Origin of the sequence: Hymenobacter glacieicola (assembly GCF_014640315.1) — a bacterium.
GTDB classification, from domain to species: Bacteria; Bacteroidota; Bacteroidia; order Cytophagales; family Hymenobacteraceae; genus Hymenobacter; species Hymenobacter glacieicola.
In genome coordinates this window covers 1-26177 of record NZ_BMGS01000013.1, presented here as the reverse complement: position 1 = coordinate 26177, position 26177 = coordinate 1, and the positions used below count along the sequence as shown (strand labels likewise).

The window sequence follows — 26177 nt, the reverse complement described above, 5'->3', positions numbered from 1 at the left end:
AGGCGGAGTCGAAGTACCACTACCTCGCGGCCAGGAGCGTAAGTAGGGGGCGGCGTGGCTCAAACTCAGCTGAAGCTGTAGGGGTAGCCAATGGCCTGCACGTCAGCCTCTAGCTGCGCCCAGTCTTCTAGTGGATCTATCAGCTCTTGCACCAGTTGCCGGGTCAGGGGCTCGTGTTGGTAGATGCGGGCTACGGTAGCCTCGTCAATCGGGTCCCGGTCGGTTTCGTCGATAAAGTATTCATTGGCCCATTCCGTGTAGGTAGCGGGCTGGCCGTCGAAGATGAACAGCAGCTCTTCCGAGCCATCGTCTTCGTTTTCAACCACTCCGGTTTGCCAGCCATGCGCCGGCGTGTACCACAGGCAAAAGGTAGTACCAATGGAATTTACCGGTTCGCCGAAAATAAACTCATCGAAAACCTCCGGGAGTCCGCGCGTTACCTGGGCCTTGTCGGGTTGGTCGTAGCCCTCCAGGTAGCCATTGATGCAGCAGCCTTCCGGCCGGAACAGCACCAGCATCTGGTCGCCCTCGCCGTCGCTCATCTCAAACAGCGCCTCCTTGTCGTCCCAGTCAGGATTATACGTGTAGTAGCGGTACTCAAGGTCCTGGGAGTTAACGGCGTCCAGCACGGCCAACGATTGGCACAGGCGCTGCAACGCGGCGGCATCGGGCAGGGCGGTATAGTTTTGGGTGGAAAGCATGGCGGGCTATACGTTAGAGAGAAGGCCGTGAGAGGGAAGGCAAGTCAGCAGGCTTTATTGCTTCGTTGGGTCGGAAGTAGCTACCTGGTGGCCTGGGCTCTGGTTTTGGGGCAAGGTACTCAGGTAGTGCTGGCCGAAAGCAGCGGCGGCGGCTACCAAGGGTAGGGCTGCCTCGCCCGTGGGCGTGAGGGCGTACTCCACGCGGGGCGGCACCTCGCCGTAGTTGCGCCGATGAAGCAGGTCGGCATCCGTGAGCAGGCGCAGTTCCTGCACCAGCATTTTCTCGCTAATGCCCGGCAGCAGACGCCTTAACTCCCCAAACCGCAGGGGCCCGCCCCTGAGCTGGTGGAGCACCAGCAGGCGCCACTTACCGCCCACCAGTTCCAGGGTAGTCCGGATGGGACAGCGCGGAGTGATGGATACGGGCGAAGGCGTCATTTCTTACCTGAAGGTTAGTACCAGCCATGGCAACCAGTACCCCGAAGCTACGGTTCTTTGCCCGAAACCTGATGTTTTTGCGCTTATGAAACATATTGCTCTTTTTGGCGGCTCGGGCCTCACCGGCCAGCAATTCCTACCGCTGGCCCTGGCCCAGGGTTACTCGGTGCGTGCTCTGGCCCGCGACCCAGCCAAAATCCCACAACGGTCGGCTGCCTTGGAGGTGATTCCCGGCGACGTGCTCAGTGCCGCCGACGTAGCCCGCACCCTGCAGGGCGCTGATGTGGTTGTGAGCTTGTTCGGGCAAGTAAAAAATTCACCCAAGGACGTGCAGACGCGCGGGACGGCCACCATCGTCGCGGCCATGCAGCAGCAGGGCATCCGGCGCATCATCAGCCTCTCGGGTGGGGGCCTGCCCTACCCCGCCGATCAGCCCAAACTAGCCGACAAGCTCATTCGGGGCATCATGCGCCTGGCCGTGCCCCATGTACTAACCGATGCCCAAGGCCACGCCGATGTGCTGCAAACCAACGGGTTATCCTGGGAAATAGTGCGAGCCCCGCGCCTAACCACCGGCCCCGCTCGCGGCCAGTACCGCGTGGGCTGGGTGGGCGTGAATGCCAGCACCAGCATCAGCCGCGCCGATCTGGCCGACTTCATCCTCAAACAAGTAGAAAGCGAAGAATTCGTGGGCCAGATGCCCTTCGTGAGCTACTAAACCACAGAGGATTGACGGATGCAAAACCGGATGAAACGGATGGCCTAGTTTTTAGGTGTCGCCAAGTAGATGAACTGATACCGTCATCTACAAGCTGCTCATCGGCTACTTCAGGCCGACCTGCTGCGCGCAGCCGAAGCAGGTCGGGTTGGTATGTCCTGAGAATCTCAAGCCAGCGCAGCGGATACTTTCCTCAAGTCAGTTCGTCGGTTTCATCCGTTAGCCATCCGTCCGCATCCGGGGTCTAGTAGGTTTTAATCATATCGGTTGGCACTACGAGCACAAAATCTGCTTTCTGCGCATTTTCCGGGTCCAGCTTGCCCAGCTGCTCCTGCGAAACGGTGCTGATGGTCAGCACTTTCAGCCTGGGGTTTTGCTGGCGCAGGTAGGCCAAAATACCGTCGTGGTTGTCGGAGTGGTAGGCGCCGTTGAGGTGGAGCAGCAGGTGGCCTTCGGGGCGGGCTTGGTTGAGAAAGTAGGCCATGGTGGCATCCTTCAGGGCCTGGGCCTGAATTATATTCTGGACCCCAGCCGCGTGGGCAGCGTCGCCCCCGAACATCTTCGCCATGTTTTTATAGCCCGGCAAGTTGTAGTCTACCGCCAGGGGTAGCGGCGCCAGCCACACCTTTTCGTCGGCGGGCAAGTCGTTGAGGCTGGTCAGGCTGCCCTTGGCCACCTGGGAGGCGTAGCGGCGCGGTACGTTGGTGCCCACGACCCGGAATTTTTGCTGCCGGGCCAGCTGCAGCAAAGGCTTGTAGTCGGTGCCGTAGTTAGGCCAGGGGCGGCTTTGCTCCTCGAAGGCCTGGTCCGATAACTCCCCGGTGGTGTACTGGTCTACCAAAGGCTGTACGTCGCGCTCAAACATTTCCAGCCCCAGCACCACCTGGCCCTGCCGCAGGCGCAACAGGTCTTTCGTGACTTGCAGCTCCAGCCAGTGGGCCAGGGGGTCGTTGTGCTGCTCCCCGAAAAATACCACGTCGGCAGCGGCCAGCTCCCGGAGCATTCTGTCGTAGGGGGCCGCCTTGCCGGTGGCCGTGAACAGCCGGTACGCGGGTTTATCGTCGGCGCGCAGGGGTAGGCCCACTAGCAGGCCAAGCAGCACTAGGAGCAGGGAGTTTCGCTTCATACAAGAGAGTAGCCACCGGAAAACTACGGAGCAAAATACCCGAAAGCCCCGGCGGCTGTCTGTAAACAGCTACCGGGGCCCAGGTTGTTCACGTTATGCGGGGCGTTTATCCCTTATAAAACATCCACTTCGACAGCTCCGCGTAGGTTACTTTCTTGCCGTACATCAGAATGCCGACGCGGTAAATGCGGGCCGCTACCCACGTGGTGAGTACAAAACCGGCCACCAGCAGCGTCCCGGAGAGCAGCAGTTGCCACATCGGCACGCCGAAGGGCAGACGCATGACCATGGCAATGGGCGAGGTAAACGGAATCATAGAGAGCCAGAAGGCGAGCGGGCCGTTCGGGTCGCCGTTGATGATGACGTTGATGCTGACGACATAGCTCAGAATCAGCGGAATCGTAATCGGGAACATGAACTGCTGGGAGTCGGTCTGGTCGTCCACGGCGGCCCCAATGGAGGCAAATAGCGCCGAATACAGCAGGTAGCCGCCCAGGAAAAAGAAGAGGAAGCCGCCAATGATGGTACCCACGGGCAGGCCGCTCAGGAAGCTCCAGGGACTGGTGGTAGCCGCTGTCGGCGCTACGGCGGCATCATCGGAGGCAGTGGCCGTGGCGGCGGGGGCCTTGTCGTAGGTAGTGGCCTGCTGCATGCCCGCTACGGCCGCCGCGGGCGGCGACTTCACGTCGGACTTCATGAGCAAAGGGGCGGCCAGGGTCGTCAGGCCCCAGGACAGCACCATCCAAAGGGCAAACTGGGTGAGCACCACGGCGGCAATGCCCAGAATCTTGCCCATCATGAGCTGAAAAGGCTTCACCGAGGAAATCATTACCTCCATAATGCGGCTCGACTTCTCCTCCCCTACTCCGCGCATCACCTGCACGCCGTAGATGAAAATGAACATGTACACCAGAATGGACAGGAAGTAGGCCGCCGCGGTGGTGGTGCCCACGTTGTTTTTGCGCCCGCCCTGCTGGGTGAGGTCCACGGCGTCCAGCTCAACCTTGGCCTTGAGGTTGTCGATGGTGGTTTGCGTGAGGCCAGAGCGGCTTAATTTCAGTTCGCCCACAGCCTTTTCCACGGCCTTCCGGATTTTGCTCTGCCGGTTCAGGCTCACGTTGCCATTGGCCAGCAGCTGAATACCGGTGCTGTTATCCAGCGTGAAGCTTGGGGGGAAGTAGAGCAGGGCGTCTTGCTTGGGCCGGGCTTTCTTGAAGGCCTCCGTGGCTCCGGCCAGGGTAGTGCCGCTGGCCGGCACAAAGCGCACTTCTTCCGTGGCCGTTAGGTGTTGCAGCATCCGCTGGGCGCTGTCGTCGCGCACGGCTACCACCTGCGTTTCCGAGGAGCCCGAGAACTTGGCGATGCCCACCAGGCTGCCTGCCAGCAGCAGCGGCGCCAGCAACGACATAATCAGAAAACTTTTCTTGCGCACCCGGGTCAGGTACTCGCGCTGAATGATAAGCCAGATTTTATCCATGAGAAGGAAGCAGTAGTCGTGCGTTCAGGTTGAAGGGAGGTTGCGGGGGTAGGAAATCAGGCGGAAACCGGCTCTACCAGGCTTTCGGGCATGGTTTCGCGCACCCGCCGGATAAAGATGTCATTGATGCTCGGAATCAGCTCCCGGAAAGCATGCACCTCCACGTTGCTGATCAGGTAGCGCAGCAAATCGTTGGGCGTGGTGCCCGCGTGCAGCCTGATTCGGTCGTAGAAGTGGCCGTTTTCGCGTTCCTTGTGTTCCAGCACCTCAAAGTCGGGGTGCATTACCATCAGGCGGCCTTTGCCCTCCACCTCGTAAGTCTGGGTTTTGAACTGGTCTTTGATGGCACTCACGGGCCCGTCGAGCACCTTGCGGCTGCGGTTAATCAGGGCTATACTGTCGCACATCTCCTCCACCGACTCCATGCGGTGGGTGCTGAAGATGATGGTGGCGCCCCGGTCGCGCAAATCCAGAATCTCGTCCTTGATGAGGTTGGCGTTGATGGGGTCAAAGCCGGAGAAGGGCTCATCCAGAATAATCAGGCTGGGCTCGTGCAGCACGGTAGCAATGAACTGCACCTTCTGCTGCATACCTTTGGAGAGGTCTTCCACGTTTTTTTCAGCCCAGGGCTTGATGTCGAAGCGCGTCAGCCAGGCCTTAATGCGTTCCGTGGCGTCGGCCCGGCTCATGCCGCGCAGGCGGGCCAGGTAGAGCAGCTGCTCGCCTACCTTCATTTTCTTGTAGAGCCCCCGCTCCTCGGGCAAGTAGCCGATTTCGGCAATGTGGGCGGGCTTGAGCCGCTCCCCCCGAAACCGGATTTCGCCTTCGTCAGCGGCCGTTATCTGGGTGATAATGCGGATAAGTGAGGTTTTGCCGGCCCCGTTAGGACCGAGCAGGCCGAAGATGCTGCGCTCCGGAATATCGAGGCTGACGCCGTCGAGGGCAACGTGCTGGGCGTAGGCCTTGCGCACGTTCAGGGCTTGAAGAATAGGTTGCACGGCAGGTGAATTGGTTAGGTGGCAGCAATGTAGAGTTTTTGCTATGTCCGGAATCTGGTATTTCAACCAACCGGCTGCTTTACTCCCCCAACTCCCGCAGGGCTGCTTCCAGCTGGTCGAGGTAGCGGCCATAGCGGCGCTGGTGTTCCGCTTTTCCCACCGCATAGGCGGCGTAAATAAGGCCCAGTACCGCCACCACACCCGCGGCTACCAGGGCTAAGTGCAGGCCCCAGTCGGGGCTGGAAGGCCGCAGGTAATTCAGCAGGTCAGTGTATCGAACCAGCAAAACTGTAAGCACCACCAGAGTCAAGGTTACTACCCCTACGTAGTCGTGCAACCGCATCAGGTGCCGGAACCGGACAATCCGGTTTTTCAGGGACTCGTACAAGTTATCCTGCTGCTGTTCCATTTCCCGAATCACCCGCAGCCGCTGGTAGACCAGCCCTCCTACTACTGACAGCATTGCCATCAACATCACCACAAACCACTGCAGGCTAGCAGAGTTCCGAGCAAAATACAGGGCGTTGAAGCCGTTCAGCCCAAAGGCTATTACTACCCAGTTAAGCTCACGGGAAGCGTTTTTTCTCAGCTTAAGCAGCGGATTTACGGAGGAAGAAGAGGAAAGCATAGCGCGTAGCTTTTGTTCGGTTAAAGAAATGTGGGTAGGCTCAGCTGGCTGCTCCTGCCAGCGGCGGCAAAAATCATCGAGTTCCATCAGGCCAGTTGAGTTAGGAAGTGGCGAAGCTTATCCTGCACGCGGTGCATTTTCACGCGCACATTGTTCTGTGTAATCCCAAGTATGTCAGCCATTTCCTCGTAGGTACGTTCTTCCAGATACAGCAGCACAAAGGCCTTTTCCACATCTGAGAGCCGGGCAATGGCGCGGTAGAGTTGGGCTAGGTCGTCGGCATTAGGTCCGGAGTCGGGAAGTGCGGCCACATCGGGCAGGGCGGGGCCGAACCGCTCGGGGGCGGGCTTCCGGGTGCGCTGGCGCAGGTCGGAAATGGCTACGTTTAGGGCAATGCGGTAAAGCCAGGTGCTGAACTTGGCCCGGGCTTCGTAGCGGGGGTAGGCTCGCCAGAGCTGCAGTACAATTTCCTGGTACAAATCCTGCTGGTCGCCGGCCGCGGCGCAGTACATCCGGCAGATGCGCAGCAGCAGGGGCTGGTGCGCATTGATGTGCGCCACGAAGGATGCGGAAGCAACTGAGACGGCCACGGGAGCAGGCTAGAGTTTAAGAACACTACATAAGTCGCCCACCACGGCTTTGCATTACAGCTCAACCTAAAAATATTTTCCGCGCCAGGCCCAGAGGCCTTTCCTTCTCCTCGTTCTGTGGCTACCCCTCACCTGCTGCACGAACTTTTTACCATGCAAAAAGCCCGCTTTCCGTAGCGGAAAGCGGGCTTTTTATATAAATAATCCGGAATGGCTTACTGGAAGTACTCTTTTACTTTCTCGAAGAAGCCTTTGTCATTTTTGCCGGGGTTCGGGGTGAAGTTGCGCGAATCGCGCAGTTTCTCGAGTAGCTCCCGCTCCTCGCCCGTGACGTTCTTCGGCGTCCAGACGTTGAGGTGAATCAGCTGGTCGCCGCGGCCGTAGCCGTTGATGTCCTTGATGCCCTTGCCGCGCAAGCGCAGGATTTTGCCGGGCTGGGTGCCGGGGTCTACCTTAATCTTGACCTTGCCTTCAATGGTCGGCACCTCAATACTGGCCCCCAGTGAGGCATCCACGAACGAAATGTACTGCTCGAACATGATATTGTTACCATCACGCTTGAGCACCTCGTGCGGCTCTTCTTCAATCTGAATCAGCAGGTCGCCGGGTACGCCGCCCCGCTCAGGGTAGTTGCCTTTGCCGTTCATGCTCAGCTGCATGCCCTCGGCCACGCCCGCCGGAATGTTGATGGGAATCACCTCCTCGTGCAGCTGCCGGCCTTCGCCGTGGCACGCGTCGCACTTGCTGGTTACTACCTTGCCCTCGCCCTCGCAGGTAGGGCAGGTAGAGGCGCTAACCATCTGGCCGAGCATGGTTTGCACCACGCGCTTTACCTGGCCCTGGCCGTTGCAGGTGCCGCAGGTTTTTAAGTCAGTGCCGTTTTTGGCGCCGGTGCCGGAGCAGGTGTTGCAGGCCACATAGCGCTTCACCTTGATCTTTTTCTCGACGCCGTTGGCTACCTCTTCCAGGTCCAGCTTCAGCTTGATGCGCAGGTTGGAACCCTTGCGCACGCGCCGGCCGCCCTGCTGGCCGCGGCCGCCGCCGAAGAAACCCTCGAAGCCGCCGCCCCCGAAAATGTCGCCGAACTGGGAGAAAATGTCCTCCATGTTCGGGCCACCTCCGTTACCACCGCCAGCCTGGTGGCCGAACCGGTCGTAGCGGGCACGCTTTTGCTCATCCGACAGAATCTCGTAGGCCTCTGCCGCTTCCTTGAACTTGTCTTCAGCGGTGGGGTCGTCGGGGTTTTTATCGGGGTGATACTTGATGGCTACCTTGCGGTACGCCTTCTTAATCTCGTCGCCCGAAGCGTTTTTGGCTACGCCCAGCACCTCGTAATAATCTCGCTTCGTTGCCATGATCTTACTATACTTGGCTTGTCATGCAGAGGCGCAGCCGAAGCATCTCGCGTGCTGACGTATGGAGTTACTGTTTTAACGATGCCACGCGAGATGCTTCGGCTGCGCCTCTGCATGACCTTCTGACTCTTGCTATTGGCCCAGCACCACTTTAGCGTGGCGAATCACCTTGTCACCGAGGTAGTAGCCTTTCTCCACCTCATCTACAATCTTGCCCTTCAGGTCGTCCGACGGGGCCGGAATCTGGGTAATGGCCTCGTGCAAATCGGGGTCGAAAGCCCCACCCTTAGCTTCCATCGGGGCCAAGCCCTTCTGGTTCAAGGTTTTCTGGAGCTTATTATGAATGATGTCGATGCTTTCCCGCACCGCGCTGGCATCCTCCGTGTCTTTGGTATGGTGGCGGGCCCGGTCGAAATCATCAAGCACAGGTAACAGTGCTACCATCAGCTCCTGATTGGCGGTTTTGAACAGGTCGGCGCGCTCCTTGGTGGTACGGCGCTTGTAATTCTCGAACTCCGCCGCCAGACGCAGGTATTTATCTTTCAAATCGGCCAATTCAGCGTCCGTCTTCGAGCCGGCAGTGGCGGTAGCGGCGCCTTCTACTTCCCCGGCAGTTTCGGGGGCAATGGGCTCGTCCGTTACCTCGCCGGCTACGTGGTCGGCAGCAGGGCCCGTCTGATCGAATTGGGGGTCGTTGGATTGGGGGTTTTTATCGTCAGCCATTTTCGCTTGGAATCGTCGGAATGGGTTGAATCGGGAAGACATACAGCCGGTTTGGGGCACAAGGAACCTGCCAAACCCTAATTGGCTGTCATTGTGGCACTGAAACTTCAGTTGCCAGGCAGTTAGTTCAGCCGTCTTGGCGGGCCAGACTGCCCCGGTCTACTTTTCGGCGTGCAACGCCTGCCAGATCATATCCTTCAGGGGCTGGATATTCTTGTTCGTCAGGCTGGAAATAAAGATGGTGGGCAAATCGGTGGGCAGCGTGTCCCTGATTTCGGCCTCCAACTCCTCATCCAGCATGTCGGATTTGGTAATGGCCAGCAGCCGCTTCTTGTCCAGCAGTTCCGGATTAAATTGCTCTAACTCACTGAGCAGCACCTGATATTCGGCATTGATATCGGGTGAGTCGCAGCTGATCATGAACAGCAGAATGGAGTTGCGCTCCACGTGGCGCAGAAAGCGGTGGCCCAGGCCCCTACCCTCGGCGGCGCCCTCAATGATGCCCGGAATATCGGCCATCACAAACGACTTGTAGTCGCGGTACGCTACTACTCCCAGGTTAGGCGTGAGGGTAGTAAAAGCGTAATCGGCAATTTTGGGCTTGGCCGCCGACACCACCGAGAGCAAGGTGCTTTTGCCGGCGTTCGGGAAGCCTACCAGGCCCACATCGGCCAGCAGCTTCAGCTCTAGCACCACCCATTCGTCAATGCCAGGCTCACCGGGCTGGGCGTAGCTGGGCGCTTGGTTGGTGGCAGATTTAAAATGGTCGTTGCCGAGGCCACCGCGGCCGCCGGGCGTCAGGATCAGGCGCTGGCCGTGCTCCGTGATTTCCAGCTTTTTCTCGCCGGTTTCGGCGTCGCGGGCAATGGTACCCAACGGCACCTGAATGATAATATCGTCGCCCTGAGCGCCGGTGCGCAGGTTCTCGCCGCCGTTTTCGCCGGCCTGGGCAATCAGGTGCTTTTGGTACTGCAGGTGCAGCAGGGTCCAGAGCTGGGAGTTGCCTTCCAGGATGATGTGACCCCCACGGCCGCCGTCGCCGCCGTCAGGCCCGCCGTTGGGCAAGCCTTTAGCGCGAAAGAAATGGTGGGAGCCAGCCCCACCCCGCCCCGAGCGGCAGTTGATTTTTACGTAGTCGATGAAGTTATTAGAAGCCACTGGGTTGAATTAAGAGTTAAGAATCAGGCAGTAAGTATGGAGGGCATGCTCACGTTCGGCTTCTTAATCAGATGGTCGTAAAACGCTGTCATCCTGAGCTTAAGCGAAGGACCTTATCCCGCGCGAACGAGTCGTAAAAACGAACATCGTCCTGACAGGATAAGGTCCTTCGCTTAAGCTCAGGATGACAGAGGGTTCTGCCGCTACCAAAGCGGTAGCAGCTGCAAAGTTACGCTTTTACTTCGTCGGTAGCCTGGCGGCTGCTTTCGGTAGTAGCGGGCTGGTGCTTGTCCAGAATGGCGCAGATCTGGGCGAAGATGTCCTCGATGGCGCCAATACCGTTCAGGGAGTGGAATTTCTGCTGCTCGGCGTAGTAGCCCGCCACCTGGGCGGTTTCGGTGTTGTACACCGTCACGCGCTTGCGAATTTTCTCCTCGTTCTGGTCGTCGGGCCGGCCCGACGTTTTACCCCGCTCCAGCAGCCGCTTTACCAACTCCTCTTCCGCTACTTCCAAGGCTACCATGCACGACACGCCGGTATCATGCTGGGCCAGCAACTGGTCGAGGCTGGCGGCCTGGGGCACGGTGCGCGGAAAACCATCGAAAATAAAGCCAGCAGCCTGCTTGTTGTCGCTAAGGGCGCTGTTGATCATGCCAATTACCACCTCATCGGGTACCAGCAGCCCTTCGTCCATGAGCTTTTTGGCGCGCAGGCCTAGCTCAGTGCCCTGGGTAATTTGGGCGCGGAGCAGGTCGCCGGTGGAGAGGTGAACCAGATTATAGCGGGCAATAAGCTTCTGGCTTTGCGTTCCTTTGCCGGCACCGGGCGGGCCGAAGAGCACGAGATTCAGCATGAGTAGCGGGGAGTTACGCGGAGGAAGGAGAAAACGGGTGGTTTTGGAAATATAAGCAACGAATGGGAAAGCCTCTACGCAGGCCAGCGAATTTTAGCTAGCCCCAGGCGCAGGACTCTTCCTACACGGCTTTGTACACATCTGGGTAATTACGGCCCAGTCCGTCGTAATCAAGGCCGTAGCCCACAATAAAATCGTTGGGAATGCTCAGGCCCACGTAGCGAATCGGCAGCTCGTGTTGCAGGCACTCGGGCTTCAGAAACAAGGTGGCTACCTCCAGGGAAGCCGGCTGCTTTTCGGCCAGCGTATCAAGCAGCATGCGCATGGTGTGGCCGGTATCCACAATATCTTCCAGGATGACTACGTGGCGGCCCGCCAGCTCCTCGGTGAGACCCAGCACTTGCTGTACTTGGCCGGTGCTGCTGGTGCCCTGGTAAGAGGTCACCCGAATGAAGCTCACCTCACAGGGTAGCGTTACTGCCTTGAGCAAATCGGCGGCAAACATGAAGGAGCCGTTGAGCACCGCCACGAATAGGGGCGTCTGGCCGTGGTAGTCGTGGTTGAGACGAGCGGCTACCTGCTGGATAGCCTGGGCTAGCTGGGCGGCCGACAGGTAGGGCTCAAACTGCTTGTTATGCAGCGAAATATGGTCCGGGGTCATCCGTTTGGGGTTGGGCCGTAGGTGAGCGGGCGGGCAAAGGTAGCAGAAAAAAGCCGCCCTCCCGGGGAAGGAAGGCGGCTTTCGTGCTCATGCAGTTGCAGCACGTCTTCGCCAATAGCTCCGCGTAACTCACCGGATATGGTTGGGTACGGGCTTGGTGGCGGCAAGCGCAGCTTTGGGTTTGCTCTCGATTATTTGATGCTCGGCGGTGGGCACCGGGGCCGTAGTCAGGGCGCGCTCGGGAGCAGCAATGTGGGGCGCAATAACCAGGGAAACGATACTCATGAGCTTGATGAGGATGTTCATGCTGGGGCCGGAAGTGTCCTTGAACGGGTCGCCGACGGTGTCGCCCGTGACGGAGGCCTTGTGGGCGTCGGAGCCTTTGTATTCCATTTTGCCGTCAATCATCACGCCTTTCTCAAACGACTTTTTGGCGTTGTCCCAGGCCCCGCCGGCATTGCTCTGGAACATGGCCATCAGTACCCCTGACACCGTAACGCCGGCCAGCGTGCCACCCAGTACCTCAGGACCGAACGTAAAGCCCACCAGCACCGGCACCACCAGCGCAATTGCCCCGGGCAGCATCATTTCCCGAATGGCGGCCTGCGTAGAAATAGCCACGCATTTCTCGTATTCGGGTCGGCCCGTGCCTTCCATGATGCCCGGAATTTCCCGGAACTGCCGCCGCACTTCCTGCACCATGGCCATGGCCGCGCGCCCCACCGCTGAAATAGCCAGGGCCGAGAAAATAAAGGGAATCATGGCCCCCACGAACAGGCCGCCCAGCACCCGGGCATTACTGATGTCGATGGAGCTGATATTGGCCGTGCCCATGAAAGCGGCAAACAAGGCCAAGGAGGTAAGGGCCGCCGAGGCAATGGCAAAGCCTTTGCCCGTAGCGGCCGTGGTGTTGCCTACAGCATCCAGAATATCGGTCCGCTCGCGTACTTCCTTGGGCAGCTCGCTCATTTCGGCAATGCCGCCGGCGTTATCGGCAATGGGTCCGAAGGCGTCAATGGCTAGCTGCATGGCCGTGGTTGCCATCATGCCGGCGGCGGCAATGGCTACCCCGTAGAGGCCCGCGCACTCAAAGCTCAGGATAATGCCGGCAGCCAGCACAATAATGGGCAGTACGGTGCTTTCCATGCCCACGGCCAGGCCCCCAATTACGGTGGTGGCGTGCCCCGTGCTGCTCTGGCGAACAATGCTGAGCACGGGCCGCTTGCCCATAGCCGTGTAGTACTCCGTGATAATGCTCATCAGCGTACCCACGACCAATCCCACCAGCACGGCATAAAACACATCCAGGGCGTCGAAAGTGATACCGCGAATCGTGAGGTCTTCGGTGGGCAGCATCCAGCGGATAACGAAGTAGGAAGCCACCGCCGACACAATGACTGACACGTAGTTGCCCAAATTCAAGGCGCCCTGCACGTTGCCTCCTTCCTTAACTCGCACCATCAGAATCCCGATCAGTGAGGCAATGATGCCCATGCCGGCAATCACCATGGGCAGCAAAATGGGCGAGAGGCCCTCAAATTGGTCGCCGCGGGCCACTACCTCTCGGCCCAGCACCATGGTCGCCAGAATGGTCGCCACGTAGGAGCCGAACAAGTCGGCGCCCATTCCGGCCACGTCGCCCACGTTGTCGCCCACGTTGTCGGCAATGGTGGCGGGGTTGCGGGGGTCATCTTCCGGAATGCCGGCCTCTACCTTGCCGACCAGATCAGCGCCTACGTCGGCCGCTTTGGTGTAAATGCCGCCACCTACCCGGGCAAAGAGGGCAATGCTTTCGGCCCCCAGCGAGAAGCCCGTCAGCACCTCCAGGGCCCGCTCCATGTGCACGTCGTTGGCCGTGCCGCCGGCGTTAACCACGAATAGTTTGTAAAACACCAGAAACAACGAGCCCAGACCCAGCACCGCCAGCCCCGCTACGCCCATCCCCATCACCGAACCGCCCGAAAACGACACGCTCAGGGCCCGGCTCAGGGAAGTGCGGGCGGCCTGGGCCGTGCGCACATTGGCCTTGGTGGCAATCTTCATCCCGATAAAGCCCGCCAGCGCCGAGAATACGGCCCCGATGATGAAGGCTACCACGATCATAGGGCTTGACTTTTCGCCGGTGTTGCCCAGGTAAAACAGAAAGGCCGAGGCAATCAGCCCGAAAATGGCCAGCACGCGGTACTCAGCCCGGAGGAAGGCAATGGCCCCATCAGCAATGTAGCCGGCAATGGTGCGCATCCGCTCGTCGCCAGCATCCTGCCGACTTACCCAACCCGAACGCAACCACGTGTATACTAACGCCAGCACTCCCAGGGCCGGCACTACGTACAGAATGTTCATCATAAACGGCGGGAATAGGTTGAAGTGGTTGGGAAAGAGAAAGGTGAGAAAGAACGATTGGTGGGGTAAAATAGAATTTATTAGCTAATAGTCAAGCAGTAAGCCGTAGCAGTGCCGATGCCATAGCACAAAAGCCGGGCGGCTGCCGCGTAAGGTTCACGCGGCAGCCGCCCGGCTTGGTTGGCTTCTAAGTAAAGCTACCCTTAGAGCTGGCGCATGAGCTCCTGGTACAAGGCCAGCATACTTGCCATGTCGGCTTTAGCTACGATTTCGTCCGGGGAATGCACGTTGTCCTCGGGGGCCCCCACGAAACACCAGTCCCAGGGCTGGGCCCCGAGTTGGAGTTCCTTGGCGTCGGAGCCGCCGCTAGCCTCTACCTCCAGCTGATGCGCAATACCAGCTTCGCGGGCAATGCGGCGGATGCGCTCCACGTAGCTGCGGCGCGGGATTAGGGAGTCGCGCAGGGAAATAGCCACGCCTTGGCCCGGCCGGACGCCCTCCGTCACCCAGGTGATATCCGAAATCAGAGCCTGTCGCACGCCGTAGGTTTCATAGATGTAGCGGGCCAGATACGCCACAGAGCCCCCGCCGTGCTCTTCCCAACATGAGAAGGCTATGATGCCATCCTGCAGAGTTTCGCACAGGCGCAATGCATTCCAAACTCCCAAGCGGTTATCGAGGTAGCAGCTTTGCACGGTGGTTTCGGTTTCCCGGAAGTCACACCGGAAGGTGAGCTCCGTGCCGCGCTCAATCTCGCGGTAGAAATCGTAGCTCAAGGCCCCGGTTTCCTCGTCTACTCGCAGCGTACACTCAATGGCGCCCTGCGCGTCGCGGCCCACTAGGCGGTAACCAGTTTCGGCATCAGGCCCCCCAATTCGTACCAACTGCCGGCCGTAGCGCACGGTAAAGCCGATGCTGTCAAGGTGGGCAAAAACCGCCGTGCGAGGCTTTCCAAATATAAGAATAATGCAATCCTGGAACTCACCACCGGCTACTACCGTTGGTATGGTGCGCCAAGTAGGTTGGTGCTGCTGTATGTACCGGAGCAAGAATTCTGTCAGAGGAGCTTCATTACCAGAAGGGGCCGCTATCTGGCACAGGGCTTGTAAAAGCTGCATATGGTGTATCTTATTTGTCCAAAACTAGGCCAAATGTTCTACTTTAGCTGTTGCAATGAATAGTATGGGACATTTGCTCTGTTGTGTTTGAAGCCGCAATTCGTTATTCTTATGTTTAAACGACTCCAATTTGTCCTGTTGTTGCTCCTGCCTCTCGTGGGGCTGGCGCAGCAACCCGACACGGCCCGCCCGCTACTCCTTCAGGACTCGTTGCGGCAGGTACAATTGGAAAACGTGGATGTAGCTCCCGGTGCCATTGACACCAAAGGCTGGCTCCTGCTCGACAAAGACATTCAGACGGAGCTGGAAGGAGCGGTTTTCAACCTCTACAACTTCAAGTACGACAAGGCCGAGCGGCAGTTCCGTAGCTTGCGCCGCCGTTATCCTAACCACCCCATGCCTTACTTTCTGCTGGGGCTGAGCACTTGGTGGAAAATTATGCCGGCGGGCATCCAAACTACCCAGTACGACAAGCTTTTCTTTGCCTACATGGATACGGCTATTACCAAGGGCGAGGCCTTGTACAAAGCCGATAACCGAAACTATGAAGCATGCTTTTTCCTGGCGGCTGGCTATGGTTTTGATGCTCGCCTGCACGCCGAACGTCACGACTGGCGGAAGGCCACGGTAGGTGCCAAGCGGGCCCTAGACTACCTCGATAAAAGCAAGGAAGCCAATGGCCTTAGCCCGGAGTTTTTATTTGGTCAGGCCTTGTTCAATTACTACGCCGTCTGGATTCCCGATAACTACCCTTTGCTCAAGCCTGTGTTGCTGTTTTTCCCTAAGGGCAACAAGCAGCTCGGCCTACAGCAGCTGCGTAACGTGGCTGATAACGGGTTTTACGTGGGTCCTGAGGCCCGGGTATTTCTCATGCGCATCCTTATCAACGAGGAAGACAAGCCAGAGCAGGCTATGCCCATTGCCCGGTATTTGGCTACTACCTACCCCGACAACGGCTATCTCCAACGCATTTACGCCAATGCCTGCTTCCGGCAGGGCGAGTTTCGAGAGTGCGAGCGGGTTAGCCGGGATATGCTGGACAAGCTTAACCGCGGGCTGCCAGGCTACGAAGCCAACAGTGGCCGCTACGCAACGTACTTCCTAGGCTACCTGATGCAGAACCGGTATAAAGACATGGCCAAGGCCAAGGAGTATTACCAGCGCTGCATTGTATTTGCTGAAACCAACGGAGAAACTAAATACGGATTCTACGTTTTTGCAAACCTCGCCCTAGCTCGCCTTGCCGACCGGGGCAAGGATGTTACCGCGGCCCGGCGCTACTACAGCGTGGTGCTGGACAAATCCGACCACGATTCGGAACAATACAAGGAGGCAAAGGCGTACTTGAAAACGAAACGGAAGTAGGGAAGGCTACCGCGCACTGTGTATGGAACTCAAGGACCTGTTTTTAACCCCGCTTTACTTAGGCCTGTTCTACGCAGTAGCCTTTGCCGTGCGCAAACGATTTACTAACCCTCTGACCAAGAAGTATTTCATCCCTGCCTTATCAGTTAAGTTTCTGGGCGCTATTGGGCTAGGGTTAATCTACCAGTTTTACTACGGCGGCGGCGACACGTTTAACTATTTTCACCACGTCAAGGTAATATACCAGGCTTTCGGAGACTCATTCAGTACGGGGGTTAAGCTGCTGCTAGGGAAGCATCCTGCCGACGCGGATATGTTGCGCTATACCGGCCAGATGTACTGGTATGATGCCCCGACGGAATATTTTGTTGCGCAGGTAGCCAGCGTATTCGCTCTGGTTGGTTTTGGCAGCTATACCGTTATTGCCCTTGGCTTTGCTTTTCTCAGCTTTTGCGGAATGTGGGCCATGTATATCACTTTCCTGCGCATCTACCCTTTAGCTTATAAGAAGCTGGCTATTGCCATCTTCTTTCTGCCGTCTGTGTTCTTCTGGGGCTCGGGCTTGATGAAAGATTCCTTGTGCATAGGGGCGCTGGGCTGGACTTTTTATGGATTTTATCACGCCTTCATTCTGAAGAAGAACCTGCCAACTGCTGTGATTCTCGGGGCGCTGGGTGCCTATGTTCTGATGTCGGTGAAGGTCTATATTCTGCTTTCCTTCCTACCGGCAGCTCTATTGTGGGTATTTAACGAGAATAACCAGCGAATTAAGTCGGCTGCGTTGCGCATGTTGCTTAAGCCACTCTTTTTGCTACTTGGGGCTGGAGCGGGCTACTTGGGAGCTACTGGCCTAACGGCCGGTGACGAGAAGTATGATGTGGAAAAACTGGGTGAGCGAGCCAAAATCAATCAGCAATACCTAACTACCTACGCAGCCAACGGCTCAACTTATAACATCGGGGAATTCGATGGTTCGCTGAGTTCTACATTGAAAGTAGCCCCGCAAGCCATTATCGTTTCCATTTTCCGGCCCTTCCTATTTGAAGTTCGAAATCCGGTAATGCTACTTTCAGCTTTAGAAGCAACACTATTTATCTGGCTAACAGTTTCACTCTTTTATCGTACTGGATTGCTTCGAGGGTTGTCTTTGATTATTAGCACTCCCATTCTACTTTTTTGTTTCCTGTTTTCTATTGTTTTCGCCATTGGGGTAGGCATCAACAGCGGCAATTTCGGCACATTGGTTCGCTACAAGATTCCGCTGATGCCTTTCTACCTGGCGGCCCTTTACATTATGCAGGCCAAGGCTCAGCCGAAGCGACGGGTTATTGCCAAGCCTCAACTGAACAGCGCCAGGAAATTTTCTCGGTTGGCTACTACAGAGTAGCGCGCTTCTACCGTTTGGCGGGCAGCCTGACCCATGCGGGTTCGCACTGTGGGGCTACTGATCAGGTTGCGCAGAGCTGCCTCCCACTGCTCAGGCGTAGCGCAGACGTTGCCATTTATGCCGTCCTGCACCACCTCCGTATTCATGCCTACTGGCGACACCAGCGCTGGCTCGCCCAAAGCCATGTATTGCAGCGCTTTGAATGCACACTTTCCTTTGGCCCAGGGGTCGTCTTCAAGCGGCATCAGCCCTACGTGAAATGTGAGCAAATCCGCTATTTCCGTTTCCTTGCGCCAGGGCTGATACACTAGACTGCGTAAGGGAAGCTCCGGAGGCTGGTTGGAAATTACTCGGAATTCAAAATCGTACTCCTGCTCCAGACGGGCCAGCACGGGCACTACCTGCTCAATGTATTTGAGCGTGGAATGCGTTCCGGTCCAGCCGATTACCAACTTGCCCGGTGCCTGCTGGTCGCGCACCCGGTTGTGCAGGTGGGTAGTGTCAATGGTGGTCGGGTTAACAAAGGCATTGGCGTTGAACTGCCGGGCATAATCGCGCAGGTAGGCGTTGCCGCAACTTACTTTATAAGCCCAGCGACAGATGCTACCTACTTTGTGGTGCCATTTAACGCCGGCTACTATCTTATTAGCCTCCGAAGTATTGGGAATCCAGATGGCGTCATCGAAATCGTAGACTATCTTTTTGCCCAGCACTTTCGCAATCAGCCACTCAAATATAGGCGGGCCAATGGGCGAGGCTTCGCGGTGAATAAATACGTAGTCGTACTTCGATACGGAGAAGAGCAACGCTATCCGCCGAGCAAATCCTTGTAGAATACCCACCACTTTCTGCAGTTGGTGGCCAGGCTTATACAAAATAGCCCAGGTAGCATCGGAAATAAAAGGAGCTACCTCGTACTGGTGGCCGGCTGCCGTCAGGAAATCGAAATACTGCTCGAAACGGAACCGCTGGGAAGGAGCTTTACCGGTGGGATAGGGAACCAGAAAAAGAATGCGCATACTATACATTTGAGCTGAGCTACTGTGTAAGTAACCCATTGGAACCAACAAAGGTACGGGAACTGCTGCCGCTTCCAGCAGCTGACAGGGCTTAATACCCCATACCCGGCACTAGGTTGTTATCTTTGACCAGCAGAACTTCGATGGCCCCGCACAGTCAGGCCTGCCTCCTTTCCTATATGCCCTCAAGCGTACCGTCCTCTCCCCTGCTGCTGTCCGTGGTTAGCCCTGTGTATCAAGCTGAACAGGCATTAGATGAGCTAATAGCCCGGCTGGAAAGTACGTTAACGGATTTGCTGGTTTCTTACGAGATTATTTTAGTAGATGACGGCAGCAAGGATACTAGTTGGGCTAACATCTGCCGGCACGCGGCGCGCATGCCTCAGGTACGGGGCGTACGGTTGTCGCGCAACTTTGGGCAGCATCACGCCATCACGGCGGGCCTCGACTTGAGCCGGGGCGAATGGGTAGTGGTGCTGGATTGTGACCTGCAGGACCAGCCGGAAGAAATCAGCCAGCTTTGGGGCAAAGCCCAGGAAGGGTACGAGGCGGTACTAGCCCGCCGGGGGCGCCGCACCGATTCAGTGTTTACGGTGTGGCCAGCCCGGGCCTTTTACGCCGTGTTGGGCTATCTTACTGGCCAGGCTCAGGACCCAGAAGTGGGCAACTTCGGCATCTATCATCGTCGGCTGATTGATACCGTGCTTCAGCTGCGCGAAAGCACGCGGTATTTCCCGACCATGGTGCGGTGGGCCGGCTTCCGGCAAACCTCCTTGCCTGTGCAGCATGGCCGTAGTCAGCGGCCTACCTCCTACTCACTGGGCCGCCGCCTGCAGCTGGCCCTGGACATCATGCTTTCCTATTCTGATAAGCCTTTGCGCTTGGCCGTCTATTTCGGGCTGCTGCTGGCTAGCGGTGCTTTTGGCTTGGGCATCCTAATGCTTATTCGGGCGCTACAGGGCCAGATTGTGGTGCTGGGTTACGCTAGTCTGATTGTTTCGATCTGCTTTTTTTCTGGCGTGCTAATCACAGTACTGGGAATAGTAGGCCTATACGTGGGTAAAACCTTTGAAGGGGTGAGGGCCCGCCCCCTTTACGTCGTAGCAGAACACACCGCATGATTCCGCATCCTCTTCCTCCGGACTTCATTCCCTTTAACCGGCCTCACTTAGTAGGGCCCGAGTTGGAATATATCCGGCAGGCAGTGGCGCTGGGCAAGCTTTCGGGCAACGGTGAGTTTACCCAGCGCTGCCAACAATTTATTGAGCAACGCTACGGCGTAGCCAAGGCCTTGCTAACTACCAGCGGCACTGCCGCGCTAGAAATGGCGGCGCTGCTACTGGATATCCAACCCGGCGACGAAGTCATTGTGCCTAGTTATACGTTCACCTCTACAGCCAACGCGTTTGTGTTGCGGGGTGCGCGCATTGTGTTTGCCGATAGTCAGCCGGACCACCCCAACATGGATTTGCGGCAGATAGCCACATTGCTTACCCCTCGCACGCGTGCTGTTGTGTTGGTGCACTACGGCGGCCAACCATCCGAGGGCTTATTGAAGTTGCTGGATCTTGCGCAGCAGCATGGACTGTGGATAATAGAAGACGCCGCTCAGGCCATCGAAGCCCAGTACCAAGGTCGTCCGCTGGGCACGTTTGGGCATTTGGCTGCTTTCTCGTTTCACGAAACCAAAAACGTGAGTTCCGGCGAAGGCGGCATGCTGGTCATCAATGACTCCCGTTTTAGCGCCCGCGCCGAAATTCTATGGGAAAAGGGTACTAACCGTGCAGCGTTTTACCGAGGCGAAGCCGCGCGCTACGAGTGGGTAGACGTGGGCTCCTCTTTTCTACCTTCGGAACTGAATGCCGCCTACCTCTGGGCCCAGTTCGAAGCTATTGAAACCATTCAGCTCCGACGCCGTTACTTGTGGGAACGATATGCCATGGCCTTGGAACCCTTAGCTGCTACGGGAGCTATCCGCTTGCTACCCCATTTGCCGGACGCGCAGCCCAACTGGCACGTATTTGCACTACTCTGCCGCAATGAAGTCGAACGGGACGATCTTCTTACGCACTTGCGGCGACGCCATATCCTGGCAGTATTCCACTACCTACCGTTACACCAGAGTCCATTCTATGCCGCGCAGCACGATGAACGGCTTCTTCCGCACGCCGAATGTTACGCTCGAACGCTGGTACGTTTACCCCTATTCCATGACCTTACTTTCATCGAGCAAGAACGAGTTATAGAGACTGTGCTCGGGTTTTACCAAAGCGACATGCCTACTTACAGGGCAAGTTAAACTCACTTACGGGTAAGCACTTCGGTATACATCTGCCCGAGTCGCTCGTAGGTAGCAGCCGCTCTGAACTTCTCTCGAACAAAGCGGCGGCCCGCTGCTGCAAAACGAGCCCGCAGACTTGGGTCGGCAGCCAACTGCTTAATTGCTTGAGCCATGCTATCAACATTCCGATTGGGAACCAGCAAACCCGAGACTCCATGCTCGAACAGCTCGGCTGGCCCACCACAGTCAGAGGCAATAAGGGGCGTACCGAAGTAGAGGGCATCGAGGCAGGTAAGGGAAAATGATTCCGATTCGGAGAAGTTTAGCAGAATATCGGCGCTTTTAATGGCCTGTTCCACATCCGCTACAAACCCTTGAAACGACACTACTCCGCTTAGTCCCGCGGCGGCAACGCCTGCTTCCAGTTGCTGTCGAAATTCCCGATTCTTGGCCATTCCCATATCCCCGCCGACGAACGTCAATCGTAACGTATCATTCTGGGCGTAGGCTTGCTGGAAAGCTTCTACCGCAAAGTTTTGTCCCTTGCCCTGGATGTAATTGCTGAGGTAGAGCAGCTGTACGCTGCCATCGGGCCGACTAGCGGGCACTGTTGGCGCAGGATAACGCTCCGGGCCGGGAATGGGGTCGAATACTACCTGCACGCTTACTGCCGAACCGAAGTATTGGCGCACGGCTTCCGAAACACAGAGCACCCGGTCTGCAAACTGCTCACCTAGCCACCGCCAAGTTCGCGCCAGCGGCTGTACTAGGCTCTGCGGCAGAAAACGCACGTGCGTGACTACCCGCAGCTGCCCAAAGCTCAGGAGTTTGGCTACGTAGCCTGTCAGGTTGTAGAAGTCGTTAAGATGCACGATAGTCGCGCCACTACGCTTGGACAGCCGGTGCAGGCGCCACCCGTTCAGCAGTAGCATGGGCAGGTAGCGCAAGAGGTCGGCCTTACGCCGGCTGATTTCCACGAAGGGCAATTCGTGCACCAAGTACCCATCCTGCTCCAGTACCGGCCGCGCCGTACTGCCCGCAGGCACTACATAAACAAAGCGAAACTGTGTTTGCAGCGGCCCGGTGGCGTGCCGAATTGCATTTAACGCGCCGGTAACGGCCCGGGAGCTATCAATCAGCAGGACGACTGGTCGGAAATCTGCAGGGGAAGAATGCACCACTGTACTTATTAGTTTAAACTACCTACCTGAGCAGTGGTCATTTTGTGCAGCATGTAGGCAGCCACGGCTTCTGCTGAGGCAGTTGAGCGCCACCATTCCAACGTGGCTAGGTGCAGCTCCTGCATTCGGCTGGGCTCACGCAGCAATTGGTTTACCGTTGGCTTAAGCTCCCGCCAGGATGGTAGCACGATAAAAGGAGCCGTGCGGTACACGTGCGCGTCAGGCAGCGGCTTGGTAAGGATGATGCATCCCAGGCTGGCGGCCTCAAAATGACGCATGGTTTCCGGGTTCTCAATACCTGCCGGACAAAGCACAATTTTGCTATTACCGAGGTAGCGGGCGTATTCCTGGGGCGGAATACCGTTATGAAAACCTTTGCTGAACCGGATGATAGAGTCAGGAAACTTCTTGTCTAGGTTTTCGCCCAGCAGCCAGCGCAGGCGGTGCAGTAAAGCAAACGGCATGGGAGGTGCTCCGGCCAGAACCTGGTAGAGTTCCGCCCGCCCGCCGTGCAAATTCCCCGAGAAGAAGACGTTGTGTGCTCGTTCGTGCAGCGGGATGATTGCGTCGGGCCTGAATTCCCGGCTAGGCCCCACTGGAATATGGAATATGTTGCCCTGCTGGTCCTGGGGCAGATACATGCGGAAAATGATGTCTACCTGGTCGCGGAACGGGTAGTCCGTACGGGCCGACTCATCCCCGATGCAGATTACTACCTTCTTCCGACGGCTGGGCTGGATTTGTAGATCTTGTCCCTTCCAACGGCTCAGCTCCAGGTGCAGATAGACCTCCCACTCTTCTCCGGCAGCAGCCAGCACATGGTCCACCAGCTTTTCCGCGTAGCCGCTTTCGCGGTATCGCCAAATATCGGTTAACGGTTCATTTGAAAAAAATTGGCTCATAGGACCGCCACTGCTTTACTTAATCTACTACCTGCAAATATGATTCTGCCTTGCCTAGCCTACGGCCGGTGACAATACGAAACGGTTACTGGCCTACTTAGCCAGCACGTCATCCAGAACGGCCACCCACTGCTGGAATATTTTTTCCCGGCTAAAGTCTTGCATACGCCGGCTGGCTAACTTACCCAGCCACTCCCGCTCCGTCGCGTCGCCCAGCAGACGGTCCAGGGTAGCAGCCCATACCTGCTGATCCGCTGCCAAGCTGGCCGGCTGATTGAGCATGGGCATCAGCACGCCAAATTCGGCGGTTTCCGCTTCCCGGATTGGCTGGCGCGGAGTGCGGGTGCTAGGAGCCAGAATTTCGCGCGGGCCGGTTGGGCAGTCCGTTGTTACCGGGGGCACTCCGCAAATCATAGCCTCCCCCAAGGCCATTGGGAAGCCTTCCCAGGCCGAGGGAAACACGAAGAGCGAAGCGGGCCGGATGTACTTGAAGGGATTCTTCTGAGTGCCCAGGAAATACACGTCATAGTCCGGAGTCAGCGCCTCTTCGTTCCACGCCTCATACACCCGTAGGCCCAGCTGCCGGGCGCGGCGAGTTAAATCATTGCGCAGCTCTCCGTCGCCCAGAAACACTAGCTTGGCCGGCCGGCGCTTCAGCAGCTCCGCGAAGATATCCAGCAGAGGGGCCTGATTTTTCTGAATAGCCAGCCGCCCCGACGTTACCAGCACAGGCGCTGCACTGTATACGGCCTGCTCAGCCGCCAAGAGCGGCTCGCGGGCTTTTGCCTCAATCTGGCCGACTTCGAAAAAGTTGTTGATGGTTTGGATTTTCTCGGGTTTAACGCCGAAGCTTTCCACCAGCTCCGGGTTGATATCCCGGCTTACAGTAATGATGCGGTCGGCGCGGTTATACAGGCTAGGCATCAGGAGCTTTTTCCGCACCCAGCCTACCACCCCGCTGATGTTGCCGTCGTGCAGCTTGGAGCCATGAATGCATAGCACCACTTTTTCAGAGCCTTTGCTTAGCAGATTCACGTAGTCGGCGCCTTCCAGATGACTAACGCACACATCCGTTTTCAACTCGCGCTTGAGGTTCCGCAGGCGTGCGATCCGCCGGGCAAAATTCTGAACCTTGTCAAGAGCACTACCCCCACCATCTACGGCAAGGCTTACCAGCTTATTCTCGCTGGGATAGATGTTGCCTTCGTCCATATTGAACACGGCTTCGGTTACCGTATAGTGGTTGGCAAGCTCAACACTATGGTCGTGAAATACCCGTTGTGCTCCCCCAAATCCCAGGTTGGGAATAAGCAGTAGCAGTTTCTTAGAAGCCGGCATATAGAAATTTTCCGGCAAAGATACTGGCTTTTGTCAGAAGCAGCACGCTTTCACCTATAACCCACCACCCTTCGCAACCAAGTGAATGCGCCGCAGACGGCTAGTATAAGGGGCCTCTGGCCGGCTGTCGTACACCGTAGGCTGGTACGCCTGAGCCCTACTAATTTTATCTTATTCCCGGATTGGTTGCCCCACAGTAACCCAGTATGTTGTCCTACCTTCTGCTACGTAGCCCTCACCTGAATACCGCGCTTAACAGCTCAAACGATCAAGGACAAGTCTAGGAAGGCGAGTCACCTCTTACGCCTGTGCCGTAGTATGCAGCGCGTTCAAACAGTCCTGGTACAGGCTCGTGTAGGCGGCTACGCAACGATCCATATCAAACTTTGCAAATGCAGAAGGGGCCCAGGTCTGGTGCTGCTGAAGCAGCGCCTCATTGGTAGCATACTGCAGCATGGCTTGGTAGAGCTGATCCGCATCGGCCAGCCCCTGCGTTGGAAAATCAATCAGAATACCAGCCTCGTGGCCATCGTCGGTACAGATCATCCGCTGGATTTCTCCCACGTCGGTTGAGATAACGGCTTTACCACAGAATAAGTATTCTGCGATGGAATTTGGCAGGCTCTCTTTCAGGGAAGAAGCCAGAATACCAACATCCAGGGAGGCGATACAGTCCACAGGGTTATTTACAAAACCCAGAAACTGTATGTTCTGCTCGGTCTGGTATTCTTTGCGCAGTTGATCCATAAACTGGCTGGCTCCTATCAGGAGCAGCCGGAGGGGGCGCGTCACTTCCTTTTGCAGCCGCTGAAATGCCTGAATAACCGGAACCCACCCTTTTTCGGGTACTCCCCGGGCTACCATTCCGTAAACCAGCGCCTCCGCTGGCACCTGCAGCGCTTCACGGGTGAAATGGGCGGCTTCATCCGAGAAGCGACCTTCCAGACCATTATAGATCTGCCTGAGGTGAATATGCCCTGCAACTGCTCCAACAACCGTGGGTTGTAAGGCTTCCAGGTTCTGCTCGGACAGGTACGCCACCCCATTAATGCGGCTGACTGTTTCGGTAAGTACTTGTATATAGCTGGGAATGGCGTGGGCGTATCCTTGCTGGTAGGCGCTCAGAAACTGCTCATAGTCGCCGTGCATGGTTACTATCAGCGGAATGTGGGGCAACTCGCGCAGCACCTGCGCGCATAATTGGTCGGCTTTAAATGTATTGCTGCTAATGACCTGAATATTTTTCTCCTCGATAACCTGCTTCAGGTGTTTGCGCAGACTGCCCAGGCGCAGCGCGGAACTGTGCCCATGCCGCTGCAGCCAGCCATCTGAACGCAGTAGCAGGTTGTCCAGCGACTTGCTCACGGGGTGATACTGTAGCAACTCAACATCCGGCGCCAGCCGTTTTACCAAGTCATGCTCGGTGTACTGCCAGTACATATTGTAAAGAAATACGCAGTGGCCTGCCTCGTGCAAGGCTTGCGCTAGTCGGAGGGCAAATGTTTGGGCACCTCCGATGCGTAATTCTTCAACAGCAACGAGAATGTTCATGCGGGGTATTGGTAATAGACTGAGCGTATTTCTTACTGCTACGTAAAGCAGCAATTTCCATGAATGGCCCCTACTGTTCCTGCGTTGGGGCGCCGGCAAGCGGCAGATGCTTTTCCAGCAGCCGCCGGACCGTTTCCCCCCACCGCTGCCAGTTCAGCTTTTCTTCGTACAAGTTTCTGGAGGAAATCCGAAGTTGCTGATATATAGCGGATTCACAGACGGTGTAGCTGCTGATGCCTCACCTACGTAAGCAGGTATATGCAAGC

At 57.0% G+C, this 26177-nt stretch carries 24 protein-coding genes; 5 read left to right on the top strand and 19 right to left on the bottom strand.

The window, feature by feature from the left end; translation table 11 throughout:
• Nucleotides 1-65 precede the first annotated feature (65 nt).
• Together IEW18_RS19170 and IEW18_RS19165 are read right to left on the bottom strand one after the other, a co-directional pair.
• Nucleotides 66-701, bottom strand: coding sequence for a hypothetical protein (locus IEW18_RS19170; RefSeq protein ID WP_188559497.1), 636 nt, complete (start codon nucleotides 699-701; stop codon nucleotides 66-68).
• A 54-nt stretch (nucleotides 702-755) separates the two neighbouring features.
• On the bottom strand, nucleotides 756-1139 hold the full coding sequence (locus IEW18_RS19165; RefSeq protein WP_188559496.1) for a winged helix-turn-helix transcriptional regulator: 384 nt from the start codon (nucleotides 1137-1139) through the stop codon (nucleotides 756-758).
• Between the two features lie 85 nt (nucleotides 1140-1224).
• On the opposite strand from IEW18_RS19165, the gene IEW18_RS19160 reads away from it, so the two are divergent.
• Nucleotides 1225-1857 carry an NAD(P)-dependent oxidoreductase gene (locus tag IEW18_RS19160; protein ID WP_188559495.1) on the top strand — a complete coding sequence of 211 codons (633 nt, stop codon included), beginning with the start codon at nucleotides 1225-1227 and terminating at the stop codon, nucleotides 1855-1857.
• Between the two features lie 244 nt (nucleotides 1858-2101).
• On the opposite strand, the gene IEW18_RS19155 is transcribed toward IEW18_RS19160, so the two are convergent.
• From IEW18_RS19155 to IEW18_RS19100, 12 genes are all read right to left on the bottom strand, one after another.
• Nucleotides 2102-2983, bottom strand: coding sequence for a ChaN family lipoprotein (locus IEW18_RS19155; protein ID WP_188559494.1), 882 nt, complete (start codon nucleotides 2981-2983; stop codon nucleotides 2102-2104).
• 106 nt (nucleotides 2984-3089) lie between these two features.
• The gene (locus IEW18_RS19150) at nucleotides 3090-4460 is read right to left on the bottom strand and encodes an ABC transporter permease (RefSeq protein ID WP_188559493.1); all 1371 of its coding nucleotides are present in this window, start codon (nucleotides 4458-4460) and stop codon (nucleotides 3090-3092) included.
• 56 nt (nucleotides 4461-4516) lie between these two features.
• Nucleotides 4517-5458: an ABC transporter ATP-binding protein gene (locus tag IEW18_RS19145; RefSeq protein WP_229728861.1), complete on the bottom strand. Its 942-nt coding sequence runs from the start codon at nucleotides 5456-5458 to the stop codon at nucleotides 4517-4519.
• 79 nt (nucleotides 5459-5537) lie between these two features.
• Entirely contained in the window at nucleotides 5538-6086 is a 549-nt protein-coding gene (locus IEW18_RS19140) for a hypothetical protein (protein ID WP_188559491.1), read from the bottom strand.
• An 86-nt stretch (nucleotides 6087-6172) separates the two neighbouring features.
• Nucleotides 6173-6676, bottom strand: coding sequence for an RNA polymerase sigma factor (locus IEW18_RS19135; protein ID WP_229728860.1), 504 nt, complete (start codon nucleotides 6674-6676; stop codon nucleotides 6173-6175).
• Between the two features lie 215 nt (nucleotides 6677-6891).
• Nucleotides 6892-8031, bottom strand: coding sequence for a molecular chaperone DnaJ (dnaJ, locus tag IEW18_RS19130; protein WP_188559490.1), 1140 nt, complete (start codon nucleotides 8029-8031; stop codon nucleotides 6892-6894).
• A 132-nt stretch (nucleotides 8032-8163) separates the two neighbouring features.
• The gene (locus tag IEW18_RS19125) at nucleotides 8164-8754 is read right to left on the bottom strand and encodes a nucleotide exchange factor GrpE (protein WP_188559489.1); all 591 of its coding nucleotides are present in this window, start codon (nucleotides 8752-8754) and stop codon (nucleotides 8164-8166) included.
• A 159-nt stretch (nucleotides 8755-8913) separates the two neighbouring features.
• Complete coding sequence (gene obgE, locus IEW18_RS19120) at nucleotides 8914-9912, bottom strand: GTPase ObgE (RefSeq protein ID WP_188559488.1); 999 nt, start codon at nucleotides 9910-9912, stop codon at nucleotides 8914-8916.
• Between the two features lie 229 nt (nucleotides 9913-10141).
• Nucleotides 10142-10765 (bottom strand): adenylate kinase, encoded by a 624-nt coding sequence (locus IEW18_RS19115; RefSeq protein ID WP_188559487.1) that lies wholly within the window; start codon nucleotides 10763-10765, stop codon nucleotides 10142-10144.
• Between the two features lie 121 nt (nucleotides 10766-10886).
• Nucleotides 10887-11426, bottom strand: coding sequence for a hypoxanthine phosphoribosyltransferase (gene hpt / locus IEW18_RS19110; protein ID WP_188559486.1), 540 nt, complete (start codon nucleotides 11424-11426; stop codon nucleotides 10887-10889).
• Nucleotides 11427-11555: 129 nt separating this feature from the next.
• The gene (locus IEW18_RS19105) at nucleotides 11556-13772 is read right to left on the bottom strand and encodes a sodium-translocating pyrophosphatase (RefSeq protein ID WP_188559485.1); all 2217 of its coding nucleotides are present in this window, start codon (nucleotides 13770-13772) and stop codon (nucleotides 11556-11558) included.
• A 200-nt stretch (nucleotides 13773-13972) separates the two neighbouring features.
• Nucleotides 13973-14887 carry a M20/M25/M40 family metallo-hydrolase gene (locus tag IEW18_RS19100; RefSeq protein WP_188559484.1) on the bottom strand — a complete coding sequence of 305 codons (915 nt, stop codon included), beginning with the start codon at nucleotides 14885-14887 and terminating at the stop codon, nucleotides 13973-13975.
• Between the two features lie 141 nt (nucleotides 14888-15028).
• On the opposite strand from IEW18_RS19100, the gene IEW18_RS19095 reads away from it, so the two are divergent.
• Together IEW18_RS19095 and IEW18_RS19090 are read left to right on the top strand one after the other, a co-directional pair.
• Nucleotides 15029-16252: a tol-pal system protein YbgF gene (locus IEW18_RS19095; protein ID WP_229728859.1), complete on the top strand. Its 1224-nt coding sequence runs from the start codon at nucleotides 15029-15031 to the stop codon at nucleotides 16250-16252.
• 22 nt (nucleotides 16253-16274) lie between these two features.
• Nucleotides 16275-17639, top strand: a complete 1365-nt coding sequence (locus tag IEW18_RS19090; protein WP_188559482.1) for a hypothetical protein — start codon at nucleotides 16275-16277, stop codon at nucleotides 17637-17639.
• Here IEW18_RS19090 and IEW18_RS19085 read toward each other — a convergent pair.
• Nucleotides 17591-18658, bottom strand: a complete 1068-nt coding sequence (locus tag IEW18_RS19085) for a glycosyltransferase (RefSeq protein WP_188559481.1) — start codon at nucleotides 18656-18658, stop codon at nucleotides 17591-17593. The two genes, IEW18_RS19090 and IEW18_RS19085, sit on opposite strands and share 49 nt — an antisense overlap.
• A gap of 179 nt (nucleotides 18659-18837) precedes the next feature.
• Between IEW18_RS19085 and IEW18_RS19080 the strand changes: the two genes are divergently transcribed.
• Nucleotides 18838-19779, top strand: coding sequence for a glycosyltransferase family 2 protein (locus IEW18_RS19080; RefSeq protein ID WP_188559480.1), 942 nt, complete (start codon nucleotides 18838-18840; stop codon nucleotides 19777-19779).
• Nucleotides 19776-20957 (top strand): dTDP-4-amino-4,6-dideoxygalactose transaminase, encoded by a 1182-nt coding sequence (rffA, locus tag IEW18_RS19075; protein WP_188559479.1) that lies wholly within the window; start codon nucleotides 19776-19778, stop codon nucleotides 20955-20957. The genes IEW18_RS19080 and rffA overlap by 4 nt, the downstream gene beginning before the upstream one ends.
• Before the next feature lie 2 nt (nucleotides 20958-20959).
• On the opposite strand, the gene IEW18_RS19070 is transcribed toward rffA, so the two are convergent.
• From IEW18_RS19070 to IEW18_RS19055, 4 genes are all read right to left on the bottom strand, one after another.
• Nucleotides 20960-22117 carry a glycosyltransferase family 4 protein gene (locus IEW18_RS19070; RefSeq protein WP_188559478.1) on the bottom strand — a complete coding sequence of 386 codons (1158 nt, stop codon included), beginning with the start codon at nucleotides 22115-22117 and terminating at the stop codon, nucleotides 20960-20962.
• 11 nt (nucleotides 22118-22128) lie between these two features.
• Entirely contained in the window at nucleotides 22129-23022 is an 894-nt protein-coding gene (locus tag IEW18_RS19065) for a CgeB family protein (protein ID WP_188559477.1), read from the bottom strand.
• Nucleotides 23023-23115: 93 nt separating this feature from the next.
• Nucleotides 23116-24360, bottom strand: a complete 1245-nt coding sequence (locus tag IEW18_RS19060) for a glycosyltransferase (protein WP_188559476.1) — start codon at nucleotides 24358-24360, stop codon at nucleotides 23116-23118.
• A gap of 300 nt (nucleotides 24361-24660) precedes the next feature.
• The gene (locus tag IEW18_RS19055; protein ID WP_188559475.1) at nucleotides 24661-25911 is read right to left on the bottom strand and encodes a glycosyltransferase; all 1251 of its coding nucleotides are present in this window, start codon (nucleotides 25909-25911) and stop codon (nucleotides 24661-24663) included.
• Nucleotides 25912-26177: the final 266 nt, after the last annotated feature.